This is a genomic window from Pseudomonas sp. SG-MS2 (assembly GCF_009933855.1).
In the GTDB taxonomy this organism is placed as follows: Bacteria; Pseudomonadota; Gammaproteobacteria; order Pseudomonadales; family Pseudomonadaceae; genus Aquipseudomonas; species Aquipseudomonas putida_E.
In genome coordinates this window covers 1-23,718 of the sequence record NZ_MOMO01000216.1, presented here as the reverse complement: position 1 = coordinate 23,718, position 23,718 = coordinate 1, and the positions used below count along the sequence as shown (strand labels likewise).

The 23,718-nt window shown below is 64.6% G+C and carries 16 protein-coding genes; 4 read left to right on the top strand and 12 right to left on the bottom strand.

Going from position 1 to position 23,718, the window contains the following annotated elements:
• Nucleotides 1-14: 14 nt before the first annotated feature.
• From BLX42_RS18080 to BLX42_RS26565, 9 genes are all read right to left on the bottom strand, one after another.
• Nucleotides 15-2,789 (bottom strand): malto-oligosyltrehalose synthase, encoded by a 2,775-nt coding sequence (locus BLX42_RS18080; RefSeq protein ID WP_161872310.1) that lies wholly within the window; start codon nt 2,787-2,789, stop codon nt 15-17.
• On the bottom strand, nt 2,786-4,855 hold the full coding sequence (malQ, locus tag BLX42_RS18075; protein WP_161872309.1) for a 4-alpha-glucanotransferase: 2,070 nt from the start codon (nt 4,853-4,855) through the stop codon (nt 2,786-2,788). The genes BLX42_RS18080 and malQ overlap by 4 nt, the downstream gene beginning before the upstream one ends.
• Nucleotides 4,852-6,594 carry a malto-oligosyltrehalose trehalohydrolase gene (gene treZ, locus BLX42_RS18070; RefSeq protein ID WP_161872308.1) on the bottom strand — a complete coding sequence of 581 codons (1,743 nt, stop codon included), beginning with the start codon at nt 6,592-6,594 and terminating at the stop codon, nt 4,852-4,854. Before treZ ends, malQ begins: the two co-directional genes overlap by 4 nt.
• A 14-nt stretch (nt 6,595-6,608) precedes the next feature.
• Nucleotides 6,609-8,168 carry a glycogen synthase GlgA gene (gene glgA, locus BLX42_RS18065; protein ID WP_125923237.1) on the bottom strand — a complete coding sequence of 520 codons (1,560 nt, stop codon included), beginning with the start codon at nt 8,166-8,168 and terminating at the stop codon, nt 6,609-6,611.
• 535 nt (nt 8,169-8,703) lie between these two features.
• The gene (locus tag BLX42_RS18060; RefSeq protein WP_161872307.1) at nt 8,704-9,534 is read right to left on the bottom strand and encodes an alpha/beta hydrolase; all 831 of its coding nucleotides are present in this window, start codon (nt 9,532-9,534) and stop codon (nt 8,704-8,706) included.
• A 14-nt stretch (nt 9,535-9,548) separates the two neighbouring features.
• Nucleotides 9,549-11,876, bottom strand: coding sequence for a TonB-dependent siderophore receptor (locus BLX42_RS18055; RefSeq protein WP_256672024.1), 2,328 nt, complete (start codon nt 11,874-11,876; stop codon nt 9,549-9,551).
• 65 nt (nt 11,877-11,941) lie between these two features.
• Nucleotides 11,942-12,871 (bottom strand): DUF4880 domain-containing protein, encoded by a 930-nt coding sequence (locus BLX42_RS18050; protein ID WP_161872305.1) that lies wholly within the window; start codon nt 12,869-12,871, stop codon nt 11,942-11,944.
• Nucleotides 12,868-13,377 carry a sigma-70 family RNA polymerase sigma factor gene (locus BLX42_RS18045; RefSeq protein WP_046787278.1) on the bottom strand — a complete coding sequence of 170 codons (510 nt, stop codon included), beginning with the start codon at nt 13,375-13,377 and terminating at the stop codon, nt 12,868-12,870. Before BLX42_RS18045 ends, BLX42_RS18050 begins: the two co-directional genes overlap by 4 nt.
• A gap of 127 nt (nt 13,378-13,504) precedes the next feature.
• Nucleotides 13,505-13,672 carry a DUF6026 family protein gene (locus tag BLX42_RS26565; RefSeq protein ID WP_168216561.1) on the bottom strand — a complete coding sequence of 56 codons (168 nt, stop codon included), beginning with the start codon at nt 13,670-13,672 and terminating at the stop codon, nt 13,505-13,507.
• 167 nt (nt 13,673-13,839) lie between these two features.
• Between BLX42_RS26565 and gnd the strand changes: the two genes are divergently transcribed.
• The 4 genes from gnd (at nt 13,840) to BLX42_RS18025 (ending at nt 18,946) form a co-directional block, all read left to right on the top strand.
• Nucleotides 13,840-14,859, top strand: coding sequence for a phosphogluconate dehydrogenase (NAD(+)-dependent, decarboxylating) (gene gnd / locus BLX42_RS18040; RefSeq protein ID WP_323613676.1), 1,020 nt, complete (start codon nt 13,840-13,842; stop codon nt 14,857-14,859).
• Nucleotides 14,856-16,361: a glucose-6-phosphate dehydrogenase gene (gene zwf / locus BLX42_RS18035; RefSeq protein WP_115275321.1), complete on the top strand. Its 1,506-nt coding sequence runs from the start codon at nt 14,856-14,858 to the stop codon at nt 16,359-16,361. The genes gnd and zwf overlap by 4 nt, the downstream gene beginning before the upstream one ends.
• Before the next feature lie 47 nt (nt 16,362-16,408).
• Entirely contained in the window at nt 16,409-18,205 is a 1,797-nt protein-coding gene (locus BLX42_RS18030) for a glycoside hydrolase family 15 protein (RefSeq protein ID WP_161872304.1), read from the top strand.
• A gap of 120 nt (nt 18,206-18,325) precedes the next feature.
• On the top strand, nt 18,326-18,946 hold the full coding sequence (locus tag BLX42_RS18025) for a TetR/AcrR family transcriptional regulator (RefSeq protein WP_012313733.1): 621 nt from the start codon (nt 18,326-18,328) through the stop codon (nt 18,944-18,946).
• 77 nt (nt 18,947-19,023) lie between these two features.
• On the opposite strand, the gene preA is transcribed toward BLX42_RS18025, so the two are convergent.
• From preA to hydA, 3 genes are all read right to left on the bottom strand, one after another.
• Entirely contained in the window at nt 19,024-20,298 is a 1,275-nt protein-coding gene (gene preA, locus BLX42_RS18020; RefSeq protein ID WP_115275318.1) for an NAD-dependent dihydropyrimidine dehydrogenase subunit PreA, read from the bottom strand.
• Nucleotides 20,299-21,666: an NAD(P)-dependent oxidoreductase gene (locus BLX42_RS18015; protein ID WP_161872303.1), complete on the bottom strand. Its 1,368-nt coding sequence runs from the start codon at nt 21,664-21,666 to the stop codon at nt 20,299-20,301.
• Between the two features lie 163 nt (nt 21,667-21,829).
• Complete coding sequence (hydA, locus tag BLX42_RS18010; RefSeq protein WP_046787272.1) at nt 21,830-23,269, bottom strand: dihydropyrimidinase; 1,440 nt, start codon at nt 23,267-23,269, stop codon at nt 21,830-21,832.
• Nucleotides 23,270-23,718: the final 449 nt, after the last annotated feature.

The window sequence follows — 23,718 nt, the reverse complement described above, 5'->3', positions numbered from 1 at the left end:
GACGCTCCTGATGCTCAAGATTGTTGTATCAACACATTGACCGGAAATTCCGACAGCACGGCGCTCAACATCAGCTCCTTTGAAGGGCTGACCACCGCGCTTGGGAAAAGTCCCATCGAGTTGGCAGGCGACAAGGCAAACGGCAGAATCACCCGGGTGTCGTCCCAGTTCTGTGCCGGGATCAACGGTGTAGCAGCGCCGCCCAACAGGCCGCTGGCCAGGCGCGGGGCGACGACGATGGCGCGGTGTTCCTCACCCAGCCGGGCAAAGGCCACGACCTTGTCGGCATGGCGGCCCTGCACGTTCAGCGGCAGGTAGGCACCGCGGCGGAACAGCTCGGCGTGGGCCTGCCGGCAATCCAGCAGCCGCGCCAGCAGCGCCTGCTTGATGCGGCCGTCGCGCCAGTGCGCCAGCAGCTCTGCCACGGGCAGGGCGTCGTCCAGCGTGTGACGCCTGCAAGCGTAGTCCACGGGGCGGCGGTTGTCGGGGTCGACCAGGCTGAAATCCCAGTACTCATTGCCCTGGTAAAGGTCTGGCACGCCGGGCACGGTGCTGCGCAGCAAGGCCTGGACCAGGCCATTGAGGGCGCCGGGGGTGGCGATCGACTGCGCCGCGTCGGCCAGGGACTGGCGTAACTGCTGGTTCTCGCGGTCGAGCAACAGGCCATCGACATAGGCGGCGCAGGCGGCCTCGTAGGCTTCGTTCGGCGCGTTCCAGCTGCTACGCAGCTTGGCTTCGCGCAGCGCCTTCTGCTGCCATTGGCGGATGCGCCCGGCATAGTGCTGCAGGGCGTTATCGTCGTGCAGGTCAAGGTCCAGGGGCCAACTGCCCAACAGCGTCTGCAACAGCAGCAACTCGTCGCCCGGGCTCGGCGCAACGCCGTCGTCCAGCTGTTCACGCAGCGGAGCAGCCAGCTCGCGCCAGTGCTCCACGCGGCTGGCGAACCAGGGGCCGCGCTCACTCAGCACGGCCAGCCGCGCGCGGGTGTCTTCGCCGCGTTTGTGGTCATGGGTGGCGGTGGCCAGCAGGTTGTCGGGGAAGTCGCGCAGGCGGCGCTGGGCCTCGTTGTGGAAGTGTTCGGGGCCGGCACTGAAACGCTCGGCCTCGAAGCCTACGTCATTGCGCGACAGCAGGCGGGCCGAGCGGTAGAAGGTGGTGTCCTCCACGGCTTTGGCGGCGCTGGGCGCGGTGAGCTGTTGAAAGCGCACGCAGGCATGGCGCAGGTGCTTGCGCGGCCGGCCGGGGGGCAGTGCGCGCCATGCCTGGCCGCCGAGCCATTGTTCGAGCTGCTCGAGCAACGGCCAATCGGCTTCGCTGAGGTCGTGGCGGGCATTGGCCAAGGCCTGCTGGAAGAATTTCTCGTCTTCGGCCGGGCGGCCGCAAGCATTGAAATACGTGCGGTACACCGGGTAGTGGGCAACCAGCGCCTGCAACGCGCGGCGGATCGCCCCAAGGGTCAGGTCGCGGGTCATCAAGTCGTCGCGCGCGACTTGCAGCAGCGCCTGGGCCACCGACTCGCAGTCGCCGGCCAGGCTGGCATTGAGCACCAGGTAGCGGGCCTGGCGGACTTCCTCCGGGAAGTTCGGGCGCTCGCTGACAGTGGCCCACAGCTCGGTCAGCGGCGCTTCGCCGGCGGGGTCGTGCTGCAGCAGCGAGACCTGGTTCATGAACTCGTAGCCGGTGGTACCGTCGGTGAGCCAGTCGCGATGCAGGTGTTCATCGGTGCCGAGAATCTTCTCGACGTAGATCGGGAAATGCTCAAGCGCCGCATTGAGGGGGCGCCTGGCAAGCAGACCGTCGACCCGCCGGCGCAGCTTGCGGCAATAGCCGCGTGGGTCGGCCAGGCCGTCGATATGATCGATACGCAGGCCATCGACCAACCCTCGCTCAATCAGCTCGAACAGCTTGGCATGGGTCGCCTCGAATACCACCGAGCGCTCTACGCGCAGACCGCCCAGCTCGTTGATGTCGAAGAAACGCCGCCAGTTGATGTCGTCGGCGGCAGTGCGCCAGCTGGCCAGGCGGTAGGTTTGGCGTTCCAGCAGCAGGTGCAGGCGTTTGAAGCCGCTTTCGGTGCGGCTGTCGAAGGCGAGCAGTGCAGACTGCAGGTCGGCGCCCTCGCGCACCAGGCGGGCCAGTTCGGCTTGCACCGGCAAAGCCGCTGCCAGCGGGTCGGCTGCATCGTTCAGTGCGGTGAAGTGCTCGGCCAGGCGCTGCAGGGCAGGCTCGGGGCTCAGGGAAAGAATCCAGCCATAGTCAACCGGGCAGATCGGGAAGCGGTGCTCGTAATGGGCCACCTGCAGCACGCCGTGTTGCTCGTCGAACTCCAGCGGAATTTCGCCATTTTTCAGCGCCGCGCCATAGTCACAGCCCAAAAACGGCAGCAACAGCTGGCCGGCCAGCAGGGGGTCGCTGGAGTGCCACTGGATATCGAAGAACTCGGCGTAGGGGCTGCGCCGGCCCCACGCCAGCAAGCTCTGCCACCAGGGGTTGTCGGCGCCGCCGACGGCCATGTGGTTGGAGACGGTGTCCAGGATCAGCCCCATGCCGTGCTGGCGCAAGGCGGCCACCAGCCGCTCCAGGGCGGCCTCGCCACCGAGCTCCGGGTTGACCTGGGTCGGGTCGACCACATCGTAACCGTGGCGCGAGCCGGCGCGGGCCTTGAGGATCGGCGAGGCATACAGGTGGCTGATGCCCAGCTGGGCAAAGTAGGGCACCAGCGGCAGTGCATGGTCGAGGGTGAAATCACTGTGCAACTGCAGACGCAGGGTGGCGGACAACGGCTTCATCGGTCACGCTCCCAGGCTTGTTCGCGGGCCTGGGCCAACAGCTCCAGGCGGCGCGCGGCATCTTCATCGTCGAGCAGTTCGCGCACCGGGGGCGCGAATCGCCGGCGCCAGTTGGGGTGGCCTTCGGTCGTGCCGGGGAGGTTGGGTTGCTCTTCACTGCCGAGCAGGTCTTCGAGCGGGATCAGCACCAGCGGTGCGCGGGTGTGACCAACGTAACGGATGGCAGCATCGATCAAGTGGTCGTTGTCCTTTAGTGGGCCGTAATTGGCTTGCAGGGTGCGGCGCAGGCCGTCACGCTCTTTCTGTCGCGCCTGGCGCCAGTGCAGCTCGGTGGCGTCATCGATCAGTTGCAGGCGCTGGCTCCAGTCGATGTCGCGGTTTTGCAGCCAGCCGGCCAAGGGCGCCAGGTCGTGGGTGCCGGTGGTGGCCAAGGCTTTGTCCGGCCAGTCGAGAATCGGTGTGAAGTGGCCGGGCTGGGCCTGCTCGAAAGGCAGCACGCGCATGCCCAGCACGGCCTTGTCCGCCAGTTGTTCGCGCAGGCCTTCAGGCACGGTGCCCAGGTCTTCACCAAGGATGATTGCCTGGTGCCGCACCGACTCCAGGGCCAGCAGGCGCAGCAGGTCCTCCAGCGGATACTGCAGGTAGGCCCCTTCGTCGGGCTTGCAGCCACGGGGGATCAGCCACAGGCGGCGCAGGCCCATCACATGGTCGATGCGCAGGCCGCCGGCATGGGCCAGGTTGGCCCGCAGCATTTCGATGAAGGCGCGGTAGCCATTGCGTTTGAGGCCTTCGGGCGAGAACGCGCAGATGCCCCAGTCCTGTCCGCTGCGGTTGAGGATGTCCGGCGGGGCGCCAACCTTCAGGTTGGCCAGCAACTCGTCCTGGCGGCTCCAGGCCTGGCTGCCGGCACCGTCGGCGCCCACCGCCAGGTCGGCAATCAGGCCGACCGCCATGCCGTTGCCACGGGCGGCTTCCTGGGCGCGCTGCAGGCTGCGCTCGGTCAGCCACTGGCAGAACGCATGGAACTCGACCTTGGCGGGATACGCGCTGGCGAAGGCCTCCACTTCTGGGTGATAGGGGTCGTGCCAGGCGCTCGGCCAGTTGCGCCAGTCGGCACCCAGGCCGTCGTCCACGGCTTGTGCCTGCAGCACTTCAAAGCGGCAGTGGTGCTCCAGCGCCTGGCCACCGGCCTCGCGGAAGCTCTCGAAGTCTTTGCGCAGGGGGTGATCAGCCTGGATGAAATTCTGGTACAGGGCGTCGAGCAGGCGCAGGCGGGCGTCGGCGGCGCGTGGCCAGTCGACCAGCGGGCGTTGCTCGAGGTCTTCCAGGGTTTGCTCCAGGCCACAGGCCTCGACGGCCATGCGCACGGCACGTTCACCGAGCACGGCAGCGGGGCTGGCATACAAGGGGTTGAGCAGCAGGCGGCTGGAGGGTGAGTAGGGGCTGTAGTGTTGCTGGTCGAACGCCGACAGGGCGTGGATCGGGCTGATGGCGAGGGCGTCGGCACCACGCTCTGCGGCGCTGCGCGCCAGTTGCTCCAGAGCCAGGCAGTCGCCGTAGCCGCCATCACCTGGGCGGCGCAGGCTGTAAAGCTGCACCGCAATGCCCCAGCAGCGCGGTGGCGGCTGTTCGACAGCGTCCTCCAGGCTGTGGCAACGCAGCGGCGCCACGGCCACTGTGAAAGTACGGCCATCGATATCGACGCGGTGATAGCCCAAGGGCAATGCGCCAGGCAGTTGTGCCTGGTTGTCGAGGGTCAGGTCGAGCTGGCTGTGGTCTTCCAGGGTGCAGCGGGCGGCGCTGCCTGCGCTGAAGTAGCGCGCCAGTGCCAGTGGCCGGCCCAGGTCGGCAGTCAACAGCGGCGGTAAGTGTTCGCTGTCTTCGGCGGCGTCCACGGCGCGCAGGCTGTCCTGGAGGGCGCGGTCGTCACTGGCCGGGTGGCCAAGCGCTTCAAGGACCTTGCGCAGCACGTCGTCGCTGACCTGTTGTGGCCTGTTGTTGGCGTCGATCCAGTCGCGGGCCAGCCCTACGCGGGCGGCCAGGCGGTGTAATGCAGTTTCACTCATGGGCGCTCCTGGCCAGGTGCAAGCAGGCTGACCACGCAGCTGTACGCAGACAGTGCGGTGTCGGGGTGCGTGGTATCGCTACTGTCGAACAGGCGGTGTTCGGCTGCGGGCAGTTCGACCGGCTGTGGCGTGGCGGCCAGGTTCAGGTCGATGCGCAGGGTGTTGCCATTGCCCAGGCGCCAGCGTGCGGTCAGTGCCTTGTCGCCCAGCACGTCGGTGCCCAGCGCACGGCTGCCAGGCAGGTACGGTATGACATGGCGCCGGCGCAGTTCGAGCAGTTGCTGATAAAGGCCGTGCCAGCCGGCGATCACTTCCTGACGCTGTGGCCGTGAGGCCTGGAATGTCTGTTCGGCATTGGGGTCGGGTATGCGCTCGCGCTGCTCGGGATCGGCAAACGCGGTGAAGTGGGCGAATTCGCCACGCCGACCTTCGCGCACGGCATCGGCCAGCTCGTCATGGAAGTCGGTGAAGAACAGAAACGGCCGGCAACTGCCATCCTCGTCACCCATGAACAACAGCGGGATCATCGGCGACAGCAGCAACAGGCCGGTAGCGGCGCGCAGGGCAGGGACCGGGCACAGGCGTGTCAGGCGTTCGCCCAGGGCGCGGTTGCCGATCTGGTCGTGGTTTTGCAGAAACAGTACGAACGAGCTGGGCTCAAGGTGGCCACTTGGTTCGCCGCGCGGGTGACCATGGCGGTTGGCCTGGCCCTGGAACACGAACCCTTCGGACAGGCAGCGGGCCAGCTTGTTGATCGGCAGGTCCTGGTAGTCGGCGTAGTACCCTTCGGTTTCACCCGTGAGCAGCACGTGCAGCGCATTGTGGCCATCGTCGTTCCACTGGGCGTCGAAGCCCTGTTCCAGCAGGAACGCCTGATTGTGCTCATTCTCCAGCATCAGCCACACCTGGCGGCCAGGTTCCACCGCAGCGCGTACCCGTTGCGCCAGCTCGACCAGGAAGTCGGGCTGGTCGATGGCATGCACTGCATCCAGGCGCAGGCCGTCGCAGCGGTAGTCGCACAGCCACATCAGAGCGTTCTGGATGAAGAACTCACGCACCTCTGGCCGGCGGAAGTCAATGGCTGCGCCCCAGGGCGTCTGCCGGTCCTCACGGAAGAACGGGCTGGCGTACTGGTGCAGGTAGTTGCCGTGCGGCCCAAAGTGGTTGTAGACCACGTCCACCACTACCATCAGGCCCTGGCCGTGGGCGTTGTCGACCAGCGCGCACAATTGCTCTGGGCTGCCATAGCTGTGCTGCGGCGCGAATGGCAGCACGCCGTCGTAGCCCCAGTTACGCTCGCCAGGGAACTGCCCCAGCGGCATCAGCTCGATGGCGCTGATGCCAAGCTCTGCCAGGCGCGGCAGATGCCGGGCGACACCAGGGTAGCCCTTGAGCACGCCGACGTGCAGTTCCTGAATCACCGCTTCGTGCCAAGGGCGGCCTCGCCAGGGGTGTTGCCAGGCGTAAGCCTGGGTATCGACCACCTGGCTCGGGCCCTGCACGCCTTCGGGCTGGTAGCGCGAAGCCGGGTCGGCCACCCGCAGCTCGCCGTCGATGCGATAGTGGTAACGGTCACCGGCCTGGCACGGGGCAACGCCGGTATACCAGCCATCTGCGTCGGGCAGCAGCTCGATCGGCGGCTGCTGCTCCAGTTCCAAGCTCACGCTGCGCGCATCCGGCGCCCATAGGGCGAAGCGCGCCGACGTGGCGTCCAGTAGGTGTGCGCCATGCCTGTGCATCTTCGATTCCCCGCTCAGTAGTGGCTCAACTGTGCCTGTTTGACCAGGTCCTCGTAGAGGCGGGCGTAGGGTTCGACCGCCTGGCACCAGTTGAACGGCTGGGTCATCGACAGGCAGCGCATGGCGTTGAGCAGGTTTTTCTTGCCGTAGACATAGAAGGCACGGCTCAGCGCTTCGCGGTAACTCTCCACGGTCGACTCATCGAACAGGAAACCGGTGACGCCATTCTCGATCGTGTCGGCCAGGCCTCCGGTGTTGCGCGCTACGGGCAGTGAGCCAAAACGCTGCGCATACATCTGGCTCAGGCCGCAGGGCTCGTAGCGTGATGGCATCAGCAGGAAGTCGCTGCCGGCGAACATCCGCCGCGCATCGGTTTCGTTGAAGCCGATACGCACGCCGATGCGGCCGGGATGGCGCAGGGCCAGTTCGCGCATGGCCTGCTCTTCTTCAGGCTCGCCACGGCCGATGATCGCGATCTGCCCGCCCTGTTCGACGATGTAGTCGGCCACGCCCAAGGTCAGGTCCAGGCCTTTCTGGAACACCAGCCGCGAGACTACGGCGAACAGTGGCCCTGCGCTTGGCTCGAGTTCGAACAGGCGGCGGACTGCTTCGGCATTGCGCGCCTTGCCATCCCAGTCGTTGATACTGAAGTTGTGCTGCAGATGCTGGTCGGTGGCCGAATCCCAGCTTTCGTCGATGCCATTGGGGATGCCGCCGAGCAGGCCTTGCTGGGCCTTGCTGGCGAGGAAGCCATCCAGGCCGCAGCCGAATTCCGGCGTGGTGATTTCGCGGGCGTAGGTGGCACTGACGGTGGTGATGTGGCTGGAGTAGGCCAGGCCGGCCTTGAGGAAGGACAGCTTGCCGTAGAACTCCATGCCTTCCTGCTGCATGGCATGGTCAGGGATCGCCAGTTCCGGGCTGCAGGCGCGGCTGTACACACCTTGGTAGGCCAGGTTGTGAATGGTGAACAGGGTCGGGGTGCTCAGGCCGCGCCAGTGCATGTAGGCCGGGGCCAGGCCTGCCGGCCAGTCATGGGCGTGCACCACTTCGGGCTTCCAGTGGATCTTGCCTTCACCGGCGGCAATCTCGGCCGCGGCAAGGCCAAGGCGGGCGAAGCGGATGTGGTTGTCGGGCCAGTCACGACCGTTGTTGGCACCATAGGGTGTGCCGTCGCGCTGGTACAGTTCAGGGCAGATCAGCACGTAGATGACCAGGCCGTCAGCCATGTCCATGCGGCCGATCTTGCACGGCGGCAGGGCCGCATGGCCGCCGAGTTCACCGACGATATGAATGGGGTTGTCGCTTTCCATCACCTGGCTGTAGCCGGGGATCAGCACACGGACATCGTGCAGGTGCGCCAATGCCCGCGGCAGTGCTGCCGAAACGTCACCCAGGCCGCCGGTCTTGATCAGGTCGGCAATTTCGGAGGTGACGAACAGGATCTTGCGTTTGTTGGGGTTGTGCTGGCGCTGGGCGCCGGGTGCCTTGACTGTCGTGGCGAAATCCGGGGTGAGCGGTTCGCGGTTTTCCGGTTTGAATGAATCTACGTGAGGTTCGACAGCGGCACTGATCATACTTCTCTCCGTCCCTATGGTGTGGCCGAGTGCTGGCACCCGTTTGCTTTATTTCGTGCTGGTTATCTCTGTTTCGTGTCTTCGTAGTGCGGTCCTTGCCCCAAGGTCGTGCGCGCAGGCACGGCGCGATCGGCATTCCCGCCGAAAGCGTTTGGTCTGGAAGGAGTGAGCGGGCTGCAGCGAGGGGTATCCCATTGCTTTGGCCTACTTAAAGTTCCTGACCCGTCGCCTTTTGCAAAAGTTCGACTTTTTTCATGTCGCCTCTTCCCTGAGCAAATCGCGGGCCGAAAGCTGAGTGTAGGAGACCGGAAGTAAAAAAGGTGACCCACTGGTCACTTTCGTTATGACGCGAGATAGACGCAAACGTTGGCGTGTGTCATCGCTTTGAGAAGGGGTGTTCCAAGAGAGGGCGCAGGCAAATTTTTCAGGGACATTTTGTGGCGAAAAAGGGTGTATGCACCGTTAGGGTGCACGGTGGGGCTTACCCATTTTGGCCTTCTCGCAGGTCGATCTGCGAAAAGGCCGACACCTGCAGCTAGAACCTGCGGGTACTGATCAACTCATCCAGGACCCGTGTCGGCACCCTGAACGGCACCGACATGTGATCTTCCCCAGCCTCGAGCTGGAAATCACTGCGCAGCCCGTACTGCGACAGTGCCTCCAGGCGCAATTGCAGGGCCCGGGCATCCTGAATCTCCTGGGGCATCTCGCGGTCACCGATCAACAGCGTAAGGCTGCTATGGGTCAGGTCCAGTTGCCCGGCGTGGGCACGCTGCGTGAATGTCCGCTCATGGGCCATCAGGTAGCGGTCACGCCACCACAGGCTCGGGCTGATGGCGATCACGTGCTGGAACAGTTGCGGTCGGGTAAACAGCGCATACACGCCGAACATGCCACCGAACGAATGCCCGACCAGGCTGCGCTGGTCCTGATCGACCTTGAAACGGGCATTGACCTTTGGCATCAGGCGTTTTTCGATGAAGTCCAGGAACAGGTCCTGGCCACCTTGGGGTGGTTTGTTGCGCTCGGCAGGTTGCGATGGCGACAGGTCGAAGGCGCGGCGTTCGAAGTCCAGTGGGGTGTCGCTGGGGTAGCCGATGGCGACCAGTATCGCGCCGCGCAGCCGGTCTTGAGCGCGCTTGGCGGCATGAAACGCCGGGAAGTAGGCGTTGCCGTCAAGCAGGTAGATCACCGGGTAGCCGCCGGTCCAGGGCACATCGCCCTCCGGCAGGCTGATCATGATCCGGTATTCGCGGCCCTCGGCACTTTTCATCGACCATTGCTCGGTGCCGTCCAGCGTCACCGGCGCGGCGTGGGCCAGGCTGGCAAGCAGCGCAGTGCCCAGCCAGATCATCAATGTGCGCATGTTCATCCCCCCCTTTACCAGCGATAACTCAGGCTGGTGACCACGCTGCGCGCTTCACCCCGGTAGCAGTAGCCCTGCTGGCAGTTGATATAGCGTTTGTCGAACAGGTTGCGCGCATTGAGTGCCAGGCGAACGCCGTCCAGGCCGCCGCCGAAGTCGTAGTGCACGCCGGCATCGACCAGTGTGTAGCCTTCGTTCTTCACGGTGTTCTGTGCATCGCCGTAGTTGCTGCCGGTGTAGCGGGCACCGCCAGAGACGCCTACGCCCATCGGCAGGCGGTAGTCGAGCCAGACAGAAGCAAGATGGCGGGGAACGTCCAGTGGCTGCTTGCCTTCATTGCCATCGTTGCTTTCAGTCACTTCGGGGTCGTTGAAGCTGTAGCTGGCGGTCATCTTCAGCCGGTCGCTGAGGTCGGAAACGGCTTCCAGTTCCAGGCCCTTGGAGACCTGTTCGCCAGTGGCGATACTGTTGATCGGGTTGGCCAGGTCGCGGGTCAGCACGTTCTTCTGGGTCAGGTGGTACAGCGAGGCGGTGAGCATCGTTGCGCTGCCTGGTGGCTGGTACTTCAAGCCCACTTCGTATTGTTCGCCTTCGGTGGGTTTGTAGGCACCGCTGCCACTCTGTGGCTGGAACGAGGTGGCGTAGCTGGCGTAGGGTGCCAGGCCGTTGTCGAACAGGTAGAGCGCGCCGACCGAGCCAGTGGTGGCTGAGTCACTGGTCTTGCGGTTGATGCCGCTGAGGTTGTCGCTGCGCCGCACGTGCACGAAGTCGCGGCGCAAGCCGGCCGAAAGCCGCCAGCGGTCGAGGTCGATCTGGTCCTGCAGGTACAGGCCGGTGCGTTGCTCCAGGCCATCTTCGTCCGCCAGCGGCGTACCCGGTTTGGCCACCGGTTGGTGGTAGTCGGGCGCGAAGCGGTCGATCGACGGCGCCGGGCCGCTGGCATACGACAATGAGGTGTCGATCCAGCCGTAGTCCACGCCGGTCAGCAAGGTGTGGTGCAGGGTACCTGTTGCAAAGCGGCTGACCAGGCGCGTGTCGGCCGAGACACTCGACATGTCTTCGTACACACCGATGGCATCGCGATCGAGGATGTGACCCTCGCGCTCCTGATAGGGTTGCAGGTACTGGTTGGTGGTATCGACCTGGCCGTAACGCAGGTTCTGCTGGAAGCTGAAGGTGTCGTTGAAGGTATGCTCGAATTCGTAGCCGAAGGTCCATTGGCGCTGTTGCAGCTTGTCGAAGTACTCGTCACCCTGCCAGAAATCGGTCAGGTGATCGCCCTGCTGGTAGAGCATCGGTGAGGCGGCTGTCTCGCGTTCCTGGTATTGCGCCAGCAGTGTCAGGCTGGTGTCTGGGTCGATCTGCCAGGTCAGCGAGGGTGCGATCAGGCGCACGTCGTTGTTCAACTGCTCGATATAGTTTTCGGCATCGCGGTACACACCCACAACGCGGTATAGCAGGTCGCCGGACTCGTTCAGCTTGCCACCCAGGTCGAATTGCCCTTGTTGGTGGTTGTAGTCGCCCGACTGGATCTGCACTTCATTTTTTGCCTGCAGGCCAGGGCGTTTGCTGACCCGGTTGACCATGCCGCCGGGGCTGATCTGCCCGTACATCACCGACGACGGGCCTTTGAGCACTTCGATGCGCTCCAGGTTGTAGGCTTCGGTCTGGTACAGCGACAACCAGCCGCTGCCGGGTTGGCGCAGGCCATCGAGAAAATCCGCGCCCATGGTGGTTTCGAAGCCACGGATGCTGATCATGTCGAAACGTGGGTCCAGGCCTGATGCGCCTACCCGTACACCGGCAGTGTAGGCCACGGCATCCTCGACGCGGTCGACCTTGCGGTCGGCGATCTGCTCGGCGGTGACCACGCTGATGCTCTGCGCGGTTTCCAGGATGGGCCGGTCGGTCTTGGTGGCGCTGCTGGCGTTGCTGGCGAAGTAGCCCTCGACGGGCGCGAAGGCGCTTTGCGAGGCGGTTGCGTCGATGCTGATCGGCTCCAGCTGCAGGCTGGCATCGCCCTGGCCGGGCAGCACGACATAGCCGGCGCTGGACTTGTGCAGTTGCAGGCCACTGCCACTGAGCAGTTGGTTCAGCCCGTCTTCCAACGGGCCGCCACCGGCCAGCCCTGGGCTGTTCAGGCCGCGCACGGCCTCCGGCGAGAAGGACAGGGTGATCCCGGCACGTTCAGCGAAGGTGCTCAGCGCCTGCCCCAAGGGGCCTGCCGGGATGCTCGGCGCGGTCGCTGTGGCGGCCAGCGCAGCGCCGGCGTGCAGGGCCAACGCAAGGTACACGGCACGTGACAAGGTTCGGGAGCAGCGGGGCGGTCGGGCAGGCAGCATGAAGCGATCCATTCGAGGGGGTGATCATCCCTAACCGGATGAGCGCGTGAAGTCCGACAGTTTTTTCATGCCTGGGATGAAATACGCACCCACCAGCGTGTGCGTTGGTCGATACGCACAGGCAGCAGGTGGGCGATGTTGTCCAGCAGTGCCCCCGGCTGGTCGAGGTGGAACACGCCCGACAGGCGCAGGTCGGCCACTGCCGGGTCGCAGCGCAGCCAGCCACGGCGGTAGCGAGCGGCCTCGGCGAGGAAGTCGGCCAGGGGTATGTCGTTGACGATCAGCAGGCCGCGGCTCCAGGCGAACGGATCCAGGGCGCCGCCGCCCAGAGGCGCCAGTCGCGTGGGGTAGAGCGCAAGGCCGCTGCCAGCCTGCACCCGCTGCGAGCCCGCAGCGGCAGTCACCAGCACTTCACCGCGTTCGACGTGCAACTCGCTGTAACCATCGCGCTCGCGCAGCATGGCGCGCGCCTGGTGGCCTTGGCAAACGCCCTGCTGGCAGCGCACGCGCCAGTCGGCGCCATCGACCAGCATTTCGCCACTGCGCAGGCGGATTTCCCTACCATGCAGGTCAACGGCGCTGTCAGTGTTCAATTGCAACTCGAGGTCGCCGTTCAGGCGCAACTGCCGCTGTTCGCCGACTCCGGTGGTCAAGTCACTGCGCCACGCGGGGGGCGCAGTGCCGATCAGCAGCGTGGCGCCGCCCGCTGTCAGGCCCAGGCCCAGCAGCTTGAGGGTGCGGCGGCGGCTCAGGTCGACGTCGGCCTGGCGCAGCACGGCAGCCGTGCAAGTGGCATCGGGCAGGTGCCCGTTGTGGAAGTGCCCGCTGACCTGCTGCATGCGCTGCCAGGCCAGGTCATGCCGTGTATCACGCAGCCGCCAGGCATTGAACTGGCTGAACACCTCGACATTGCCCGGGCTGGCCCGCAAGCGCATCTGCCACTCGATGGCCGTACGCACGATGGCTTCAGGCAGCCGCTCTGGCGCGGCGGTCACTCGAAGCACAGCCGGTAGCAGTGCAGCAGCGCGTTGGCTACGTGGCGCTCTACCGTGCGGCTGGAAACCCCCAGCCGTTCGGCTATTTGCGCATGGGTCAGGCCGCCCAGCTGGTACAGCAGGAAGGCGTCGCGCACGGTGGGTTTGAGGCCATCGAGCAATTGCGCGATGCGCTCAAGGCACTGCATGGCCTCGTGGCGCACGTGCGGGGAGGGGTAGCTGGCCTCGGGCAACTGCGCCAAGGTTTGCAGGTAGGCGCGCTGCAGTGCGTCGCGCCGCCAATGGTCGACCACAAGGCCACGGGCGATGCGTACCAGCAGAGCGCGGGGCGCCTGGGTACTGATTGGCTGGTTGCGCACCAACAGGCGTACGAACGTGTCCTGGGCCAGGTCTGCGGCCTGTTGCGAGCAGCCCAGCGAGCGCTTCAGCCAGCTGTGCAGCCAGCCGCGCTGGGTGTCGTACAGGACCTCAAGCGGAATGATCGCATCCGTTTCATGCACTGCCATGCAACGCCCCGGGCCAGGTGAATGGAGAAAGCGCGCACGATAAACGCGAATCGTTCCCAATTCAAACTTTTTTCTGTGGGGCCAGCAGTGTGGGAGCGTTAACGCTCCCACCAGGGGGGAGAATGAATCAGAGGCTTACAGGTTCATCGCCGGAGCGCGCCCGCTCCAGCTGCATGTGCAACTGAGCGACTTGCTGGCGCAGTTGGTCGCGTTCGTCCTTCAATTTACGCAGCTCATCACGGCGCACGGAGACATAGAGGGTCTGGGTTGGAGTGGCAGGCATCAAGGTACCCATGTAAACACCTCGCGGTTTTGGCTGGTGACAATCAAAGCGTAGTCGCTTCACGCGGCGGGCATTCTGAATTCTTTCACTGCTCATTGGAACTTTTTTGTTTAACGTTGTCTCGCCGTTCGTCGCTGAACCCTCGGGCGGTGTGCTGGACTAATCTGAAACGCTGGACTGTGTTGTCATTCATTTTTCAAGGGGAGCATCGGCTCATGCAACTGGGAATCGTCGGGCTGGGCCGCATGGGCGGCAATATTGCAAGGCGGCTGATGCGCGCCGGGCACCGCACGGTCGTGCACGACCGTAACCGTGATGCAGTCGTCGGGCTGGAAGGCGAGGGCGCCCAAGGGGCTCACGACCTTGGCGCGCTGGTGCAGAAGCTCAAGGCGCCGCGGGCGGTATGGGTAATGCTGCCGGCGGGCGAACCTACCGAGCAGACCATCGCGCAGCTGGCCGAACTGCTGGAACCGGGCGATGCGATCATCGACGGTGGCAACACCTTCTACAAGGACGACATGCGCCGCGCCGCCGAGCTGGCCAAGCGCGGGCTGCATTACCTGGACGTCGGTACCTCTGGCGGGGTGTGGGGCCTGGACCGTGGCTACTGCATGATGATCGGCGGTGAGAAAGACGTGTTCGAGCGCCTGGAGCCTTTGTTCAAGGCGCTGGCCCCGGGCGTTGGCGACATTCCGCGCACCCAGGGGCGCGAAGGTGAGCACGACCGCGCCGAACATGGCTACATCCATGCAGGCCCGCCCGGCGCCGGGCACTACGTGAAGATGGTGCACAACGGCATCGAATACGGGTTGATGCAGGCCTACGCGGAAGGCTTTGACCTGCTGCGCAGCAAAGGCGGCGATGAGCTACCGCAAGAACAGCGCTTCGACCTGAACGTCGCCGAAATCGCCGAGGTATGGCGCCGTGGCAGCGTGGTCACCTCCTGGCTGCTCGACCTCACCGCCGATGCCCTGGTGGCCGACCCGCACCTGGCGCAGTTCAGCGGCTCGGTATCGGACAGTGGCGAAGGCCGCTGGACGATCGACGCAGCAGTCGAGCAGGCCGTGCCGGTACCTGTCCTGTCCAGTGCGTTGTTCGCCCGGTTCCGCTCACGCCAGCAGCAGGGCACCTACGGCGACAAGGTCCTCTCGGCCATGCGCCTGGGCTTCGGTGGCCACGTCGAGAAGAAAGGCCAATGACCCGACAGACCACTCCTGCAGCCGGCCCTTGTACCTTGTTCCTGTTCGGTGCCAACGGTGACCTGGTCAAGCGCCTGCTGATGCCGGCGCTGTACAACCTGGGCCGGGACGGCCTGCTCGACCGCAACCTGCGCATCGTTGGTGTGGACCATAATGCCGCCACTGCCGATGAATTCGCCGAACGCCTGCACGCGTTCATGCGTGAACGCGACAAGGGCGGCGAGGGCGCGGCCAAGTGCCTGGACGAAAAACTTTGGGCGCGCCTGGCCAAGCGCCTGGACTACCAGACCGGCGACTTCCTGGACCCGGCCACCTATACCGCGCTGGCCAAGCGCATCGACAAGACCAGCCATGGCAACGCCATTTTCTACTTGGCCACCTCGCCACGCTTTTTCCCCGAGGTTGCCCAACGCCTGGGGGATGCCGGCTTGCTCGACGAGTCTGGTGGTGGCTACCGCCGGGTCGTGGTGGAAAAACCCTTCGGCACCGACCTGGCCAGTGCCGAGGCGCTCAATGCCTGCCTGCTCAAAGTGATGAGCGAGCGGCAGATCTACCGCATCGACCATTATCTGGGCAAGGAGACGGTGCAGAACATCCTGGTCAGCCGTTTTTCCAATGGCTTGTTCGAGTCGTTCTGGAACAACCACTACATCGACCATGTGCAGATCACGGCCGCCGAAACGGTGGGCGTCGAGACTCGCGGTGGGTTCTATGACCACACCGGTGCCCTGCGCGACATGGTGCCCAACCACCTGTTCCAGTTGCTGGCGATGGTTGCCATGGAGCCGCCTGCAGCCTTTGGCGCAGATGCCGTGCGCGGCGAAAAAGCCAAGGTGATCGGCGCTATTCGTCCCTGGTCGACGAAGATGGCCCTGAAGAACTCCGTGCGCGGCCAGTACACCGCGGGCAAGCAGGGCCGCAAGCGCCTGGCCGGGTATCGCCAGGAGGACAGGGTGGCGGCCGACAGCCAGACCGAAACCTACGTGGCCCTGAAGGTGATGATCGACAACTGGCGCTGGGCCGGCGTGCCGTTCTACCTGCGTACCGGCAAACGCATGAGCGTGCGCGACACCGAAATTGCCATCTGCTTCAAGCCTGCGCCCTACGCGCAGTTTCGCGAATCGGAGCTGGAGCGGCCCAAGCCCAACTACCTGAAGATCCAGATCCAGCCCAACGAAGGCATGTGGTTCGACCTGCAAGCCAAGCGCCCGGGCCCGGAACTGGTGATGGAAAACGTCGAGCTGGGGTTCGCCTACAAGGACTTCTTCAAGATGACCCCGGCCACGGGGTACGAGACCTTGATCTACGACTGCCTGACCGGCGACCAGACCTTGTTCCAGCGTGCCGACAACATCGAGAACGGCTGGCGTGCGGTGCAGCCGTTTCTGGATGCCTGGGCGCAGGACGGCGAGGTGCATGAGTACCCGGCGGGCGAGGATGGGCCAGCGGCCGGCAATGAGTTGCTGGCCCGTGACAAGCGCGAGTGGCACCGGTTGGGATGATCGCACGGCCCACTGTGTGGGCCAGACAGTTGCATTAAGGAGATCCAATGCCTGCCCACATCGAAGACTATGCGCTGCTCGGCAACTGCCGCAGCGCCGCCCTGGTCAGCCGTGACGGTTCCATCGACTGGCTGTGCCTGCCACGCTTCGATGCCCCCGCCGTGTTCGCGGCGCTGCTGGGCAATGAAGAAAACGGTCGCTGGCGCCTGGCCCCCAGCGACTCCATCGAGCATGTCAGCCGGCGCTACCAGCAAGATACCCTGGTGCTGGAAACCACCTGGGTGACTGCCAGCGGCCGCGCCCGTGTGCTGGACTTCATGCCGCTGGACGACGTCAATTCGGTCGTGCGCATCGTCGATGGCATTGCCGGCGAAACCAACTTTGAAATGGACCTGGTGATGCGCTTCGACTACGGCCGCAGCGTACCCTGGGTGGAAAAGCTCGACCCCCTGACCCTGAGCGCCGTCGCCGGCCCCGACCGGCTGATCCTGTGCAGCACGGTGGCCTCGCACGCCCGCGACCATCACACTGTCGCGCGCTTTCGGGTGTGCGCCGGTGAGCGTCAGGTGTTCAGCCTGCGCCATCAACCCTCGCACCTGCCGGTACAACCCGACTGCGATATCGAACATGCCCTGGCGCATACCGTCAGCCAGTGGCAGGCCTTTGCCGCCCGCTGCCCGGACGTCGGCCCCTACAGCGCGAGCGTGCGCCGTTCATTGCTCACCCTCAAGGCCATGACGTATGCCCCTACCGGTGGCATCGTTGCGGCCGTCACCACCTCGCTGCCCGAAAGCATCGGCCATGAGCGCAACTGGGACTATCGCTTCTGCTGGCTGCGCGATGCCACCATGACCCTGCTGGCGTTCATGAACCTGGGGTACTTCGACGAAGCACAGGCCTGGCGTGAGTGGCTGCTGCGTTCGGTGGCCGGCAACCCGGAGCAGATGCAGATCATGTACGGCCTGGCAGGGGAGCGAGACCTGCAGGAATACACCCTGCCGTGGCTGGCCGGGTATGAGCACTCGCAGCCGGTGCGGGTGGGCAACGCTGCCGCTCAACAGCGGCAGCTGGACATCTACGGCGAGGTCGCCGACGCCATGGCCCAGGCGATAAAGGGCGGGTTGCCCAGGCACCCACGCAGTGCGGCGATTTCCCGCCTGATCATGCCCTACCTGGAACGCATCTGGCGTGAGCCGGACGAAGGCATCTGGGAGGTGCGTGGTGGCAGGCAGTACTTCGTGCATTCCAAGGTCATGGCCTGGGTCGCGTTCGACCGCGCGGCGGGGTTGGCTGAGACCACCGAGGAGGGCAGTGAGCGCGGGCAGTATTACCGGCAGGTGGCAGATGAAATCCGCCGCGAGGTGTGTGAGCAGGGGCTCGATGCCAAAGGCCTGCATTTCGTCCAGGCCTATGGCTCGAGCGAAATGGACGCCAGCCTGCTGCAGATCGCCCTCACCGGGTTCCTGCCGGCCCAGGATGAGCGGTTTCTGCGCACGCTCGAACAGATCGAGCAGCGCCTGCTGAAAAACGGTTTGCTGATGCGCTATGACAGTGACCGCTGCAGTGACGGCCTGACGCCGGGTGAAGGGACGTTCCTGGTCTGTTCGTTCTGGTTGGCCGATGTGTATGTGCTGTTGGGGCGCCAGGGCGAGGCGCAGGCGCTGTACGAGAAGCTGACCGGGCTGTGCAATGACGTGGGTTTGCTGGCCGAGCAGTATGACCCGGCGGGCAAGCGCATGCTGGGCAACTTCCCCCAGGCGTTCAGCCACATCGGCATCATCAACACGGCGCTGAACCTGCACCGGGCGCAGTGCCCGGCAAGGGATCGGGCCCAGTGTGGTTGAAGGGCATGGCTACTCGTATTCAGCGAAATGACCGGAGTAGACTAGTGCCAAGAGCAATCGACAAGGAATACGCATGAGCGTTCGTCGCCATGAGCTGGCAGCCAGGGCATCGCAATTCTGATGGCCAACCACAAGATCGAAATTCGCCGTCGCAATATCGAGAAGATCCTCGTGGCCGCAGAAAAGGTGTTCGCCGAGAAGGGCTACGGCGCAACGTCCATGGGTGATATCGCCGAACAGGCCGAGCTGCCGCGCTCCAACCTGCATTACTACTTCAGCACCAAGGATGAGCTGTTCCGCGCAGTGCTGCAGGACCTGCTGGATGTGTGGAAGCAGGACGCACTGTGCTTCGAGAACTTCGACGACCCCCGGGTGGTGCTGACCAGCTACATTCGCGCCAAGATGGGCCATTCGCGCTCACGGCCGCTGGGCTCGAAGATCTGGGCCGAAGAGATGCTGCATGGCGCGCCGCTGCTTGGGGTGAGCCTGGATGACAGCCTGGTGCCCTGGGCGAAGCTGAAGGTAGACAAGATTCGCCGCTGGGTGGAGGAGGGGCGCATCCTGCCGGTGGAGCCTTCGGCGCTGCTGTACATGATCTGGGCTTCGACCCAGCACTATGCCGACTTCGGCTACCAGGTGGCTGTGCTCAATGGCGGAGAACCGCTGTCGGACCTGGCGTTCGAGAGTGCGGTACAGACGGTGACGAGTGTGATCCTGCGCGGTATCGGCCTGGAGCCTTGATAAGTGCATCGCGGGTCGTGCAGGAGCGGCCTTGTGTCGCGAAAGGGCCGCAAAGCGGCCCCGGCGATTCCCAGGCGTCAGCTCGCTTCGCGGTAGGGGTTGCGCGGGTCCTGCGTCCAGTTCAGGTATGGCTTGCCGGTATCCTGCGCCACCATCTCGATGCAATCTTCCACCGGGCAGGTGATCTGGCACAGGTTGCAGCCCACACATTCGTCTTCGATCACGCTGTAGGCGTGGGTCCCGTCAGCCTTCAGCGTACTGGCAATGGCCTGGTGCGAGGTGTCCTCACAGGCGATATGGCAGCGCCCGCAACCGATGCAGGCATCCTGGTCGATGTGCGCCACCGATTTGTAGTTGATGTCCAGGTACTTCCAGTCGGTGGTGTGCGCCACGGCCTGGCCGCGGAATGCTTCGAGGTTCTGGTGCCCGTGCTGGTCCATCCAGCGCGCCAAACCGTCCTGCATGTCTTCGACGATACGAAAACCGTGCAGCATCGCCGCAGTGCACACCTGCACCGCGCCACTGCCCAAGGCAATGAACTCGGCCGCATCACGCCAGTTGCCGATACCCCCGATGCCACAGATCGGTAGCCCGCGCGTTTGCGGGTCGCGGGCAATCTCGGCGACCATGTTCAGGGCGATGGGTTTGACCGCCGAGCCGCAGTAGCCACCGTGGGTGCTCTGATCGCCGACGATCGGGTGGGCGACCATGCGGTCCAGGTCGACGCTGGTGATGGAGTTGATGGTGTTGATCAGCGACACGGCATCGGCGCCACCGCGATGAGCCGCACGCGCCGACTGGCGGATGTCGGTGATGTTGGGCGTGAGCTTGACGATCACCGGCAACGCGCAGTGCGTCTTGCACCAGCGGGTGACCATTTCCACATACTCCGGCACCTGGCCGACCGCCGCGCCCATGCCGCGCTCGGGCATGCCATGCGGGCAGCCGAAGTTCAGTTCGATACCGTCGGCACCGGTGGCTTCCACCAGCGGCAGGATGAATTTCCATGATTCTTCGATGCACGGCACCATCAGCGAGACGATCAGCGCACGGTCTGGCCAGTCCTTCTTCACCTGGGTGATTTCGCGCAGGTTGATTTCCAGCGAGCGGTCGGTGATCAGCTCGATGTTGTTGATGCCCTGCACCAGCCGGTTGGCGCCGTAATGCGCCGAGTAGCGCGACGACACGTTGACCGCTGCCGGGTCCTCGCCCAGGGTCTTCCAGACCACGCCGCCCCAGCCGGCTTCGAAGGCGCGGACCACGTTGTAGGCTTTGTCGGTTGGCGGTGCGGAGGCCAGCCAGAAGGGGTTGGGCGCCTTGATGCCGGCGAACACGATAGACAAGTCGGCCATTTATGCAGCCTCCACATTGAGCATGAGTTGGGCATGGATAGCTTCGGCGGCCAGCTTGCCATGTTGCACGGCCTGGACGGTGAGGTCCTGGCCCAGGGCGGTACAGTCGCCACCGGCGTAGACGCCCGGCAGGCTGGTGCGCATGCCCTCGTCGACGCGAATGCGCTCGCCGTCGCGGGCCAGTTGCGCAGCCAGCGGGTCGTTAAGGCTTTGTTCGTCGAAGCGTTGGCCGATGGCTTTGAAGATGGCATCGGCGGCCAGCTCGAAGGTCTCACCGGTGTCGCGCAGGCGGCCATCGGCCAGTTCGGTGCGGGCGAAGCGCATGCCCCGCACGCGGTTGTCGTCGTCCAGCAGCACGGCGTCGGGGCGCGCCCAGGTGTGCAGACGCACCTGGTTGGCCTTGGCGATGTCCTGCTCGTGGCCGGTGGCGCCCATGTCGGCGTAGCCGCGGCGGTATACCAGGTTGACATCGTGGGCACCCAGGCGGCTCATCTGTACGGCCATGTCGATGGCGGTGTTGCCTGCGCCGATCACCAGGCAACGCTCTGCCAACGGCAGTTGCGAAAGATCATCCGCCTGGCGTAGCTCACGGATGTAGTCGGTGGCGGCGAGCATGCCGGGCGCCTCTTCGCCAGGCAGGCCGAGCTGGCGTATGGCGTTCAGGCCAAGGCCGAGGAATACCGCGTCGTACTGATCACGCAGCTCTGCCAGGCTAAGGTTGTCGCCCAGGCGGTGGCCGTGGCGCATTTCGATACCGCCGATCCCGAGCAGGAATTCCACTTCGCGCTGGGCATAGTCGTCCACCAGCTTGTAGCGGGCGATGCCGTACTCGTTCAGGCCGCCGGCCTTGTCGCAGGCCTCGAACACCACCACCTCATGGCCATGCATGGCCAGGCGATGTGCGCAGGACAACCCGGCGGGGCCTGCGCCGACCACGGCGATGCGTTTGCCGGTGGCTGGCGAGCGTTTGAACGGGTGCTCGGTGAAACCGGCATTGTCCAGGGCATAGCGCTGTAGCTGGCCAATCAGTACCGGTGCGCATTCCTGGACGTTGTTGCGCACGCAGGCCTGCTGGCAAAGGATCTCGGTGGGGCACACGCGGGCGCAGCTGCCGCCCAGGATGTTGGCCGAAAGGATGCGCTCGGCGGCACCTTGCAGGTTCTCGTCGCTGATACGGTGAATGAACGAGGGGATGTCAATTTCGCTCGGGCATGCGTTCACGCAGGGCGCGTCGTAGCAATACAGGCAGCGGGCGCTTTCCACTGCGGCCTGGCGGGCGGTGAGGGGTGGCGCGAGGTCACTGAATTGCTCGGCCAGCTGGTCGGCGCCGGCCCGGGGGCGCGGCAAGTGGTTCAGGGCATCGATCACGGTTGTAGCCTCTCTTTTTTTTAGAGCTTGGGCGGGGGGGGGCGCCATGCGCCCCAATCGCCGGCAAGCCGGCTCCTACAGGTACAGTGATGTCCCTGGGAGTGATGCCGCCCCTGTAGGAGCTGGCTTGCCGGCGATGGGCTGCGCAGCAGCCCCAACAGCTTCAGCGCTGGACGGGTATCGGGCGCTGCTGCTCGGCGCGGCGGCCCAGGACCTCGTACACCGAGGGATACGCCGGGCGCTCCACGTAACGCCCCGCGCCAGGCTCGGCACGCAGGTCGCCATCGGCCCAGACCACGCGGCCCTGGCTGATGGTGTGGCTGGGAATACCGCGCACGGTGCGGCCTTCGAAGATGTTGAAGTCAACACGCTGGTGGTGGGTTTGCGCGCTGATGGTGCGCGTGCCCTGTGGGTCCCACAGCACCAGGTCGGCATCGGCGCCGACGCGGATGGCGCCCTTGCGCGGGAACAGGTTGAAGATCTTCGCGGTGTTGGTGGAGGTCAGCGCGACGAATTCATGCATCGACAGCCGCCCGCTGTTGACGCCAGCGTCCCACAACACCGCCATGCGGTCTTCGATGCCGGCAGTGCCGTTGGGGATGCGGCTGAAGTCGTTGCGGCCCATGGCTTTCTGCTCGGCGCAGAAGCAGCAGTGGTCGGTGGCGGTGGTGTGCAGGTTGCCCGACTGCAGGCCGCGCCACAGGGCTTCTTGATGCTCCCGCGGGCGGAACGGTGGGCTCATGACATAGCCTGCGGCGGTGGCCCAGTCCGGGTCGCGGTAGACGCTGTCGTCGATCAGCAGGTGCCCGGGCAGCACTTCACCGTAGACCGGCTGGCCCTTGGCCCGGGCATAGGTGATTTCGTCCAGCGCTTCACGGCTGGAGATGTGTACCACGTACAACGGCGTACCAATGGTTTCGGCGATGCGGATGGCGCGGCTGGCAGCCTCGCCTTCGACTTGCGAAGGGCGCGACAACGGGTGCGCCTCGGGGCCGGTCAGGCCTTGGGCGAGCAGTTTTTGCTGCAGGTGGTAGACCAGCTCGCCGTTCTCGGCGTGCACGGTGGGGACCGCGCCCAGTTGCAGGCAACGCTCGAAGCTGGCGACCAGGGTGTCGTCGGCCGCCATGATCGCATTCTTGTAGGCCATGAAGTGCTTGAAGCTGTTCACGCCATGTTGGGTGACCAGCTCGCCCATTTCTTCGGCGACCTGCTCGCTCCACCAGGTGATGGCAACGTGAAAGCCGTAATCGGACGCGCTCTTTTGCGCCCAGCCGCGCCAGGTGTGAAAGGCCTCCAGCAGCGATTGCTGCGGGTTGGGGATGACGAAGTCGATGATCGAAGTGGTGCCGCCGGCCAGCCCGGCGGCTGTGCCGCTGAAGAAGTCCTCGCTGGCCACTGTACCCATGAAGGGCAACTGCATGTGGGTGTGCGGGTCGATGCCGCCGGGCATCAGGTACTGGCCGCTACCGTCAAGGATCTCGCAGTCGGTAGGGGCTTGCAGGTCTTTGCCAATGGCGCGGATCTGGCCATCGACACACAGGACATCAGCGGGGTAGCTCTCTTCGTGGGTGACCACGGTGGCGCCACGGATCAACAGGGACATGCCGTCTTCCTCGCAGGCTGACCGGTCTGTGCCGGTTCTTCAATTGTTATGCGCCAGTGGCTGGAGGATGAATTTCAATCCTGTCAGGCCTGACAAGAATGGAATCTAGATGCTCATTGTGGATTGTTCAAGAAAATAATTTATGAGCTTATAGTTTCTATAACTAATTGTTTTTTAACGATTAATTTCAATAATCACCAAAATGGTGAGGCCTTTCACCATTTTGACGCACTTGACAAGAAGCCAAATTGGTCAAGATTTTCCATGCAAAATCAGCTGCTTGAAACCTGGCCGGGAGGCGCAAGGCGCGCCACTGAAAAACCAGGCTGCACCAGTTTGAAACCTGATGCAGGGGCCAGGGCCGGCCCATGGCGCTGACAGCGGCAGGCGAAGGCATGACCGTGCCATCGCCTCAAGCGGATCAATGCCTTGCAGATCAGTTGATTACC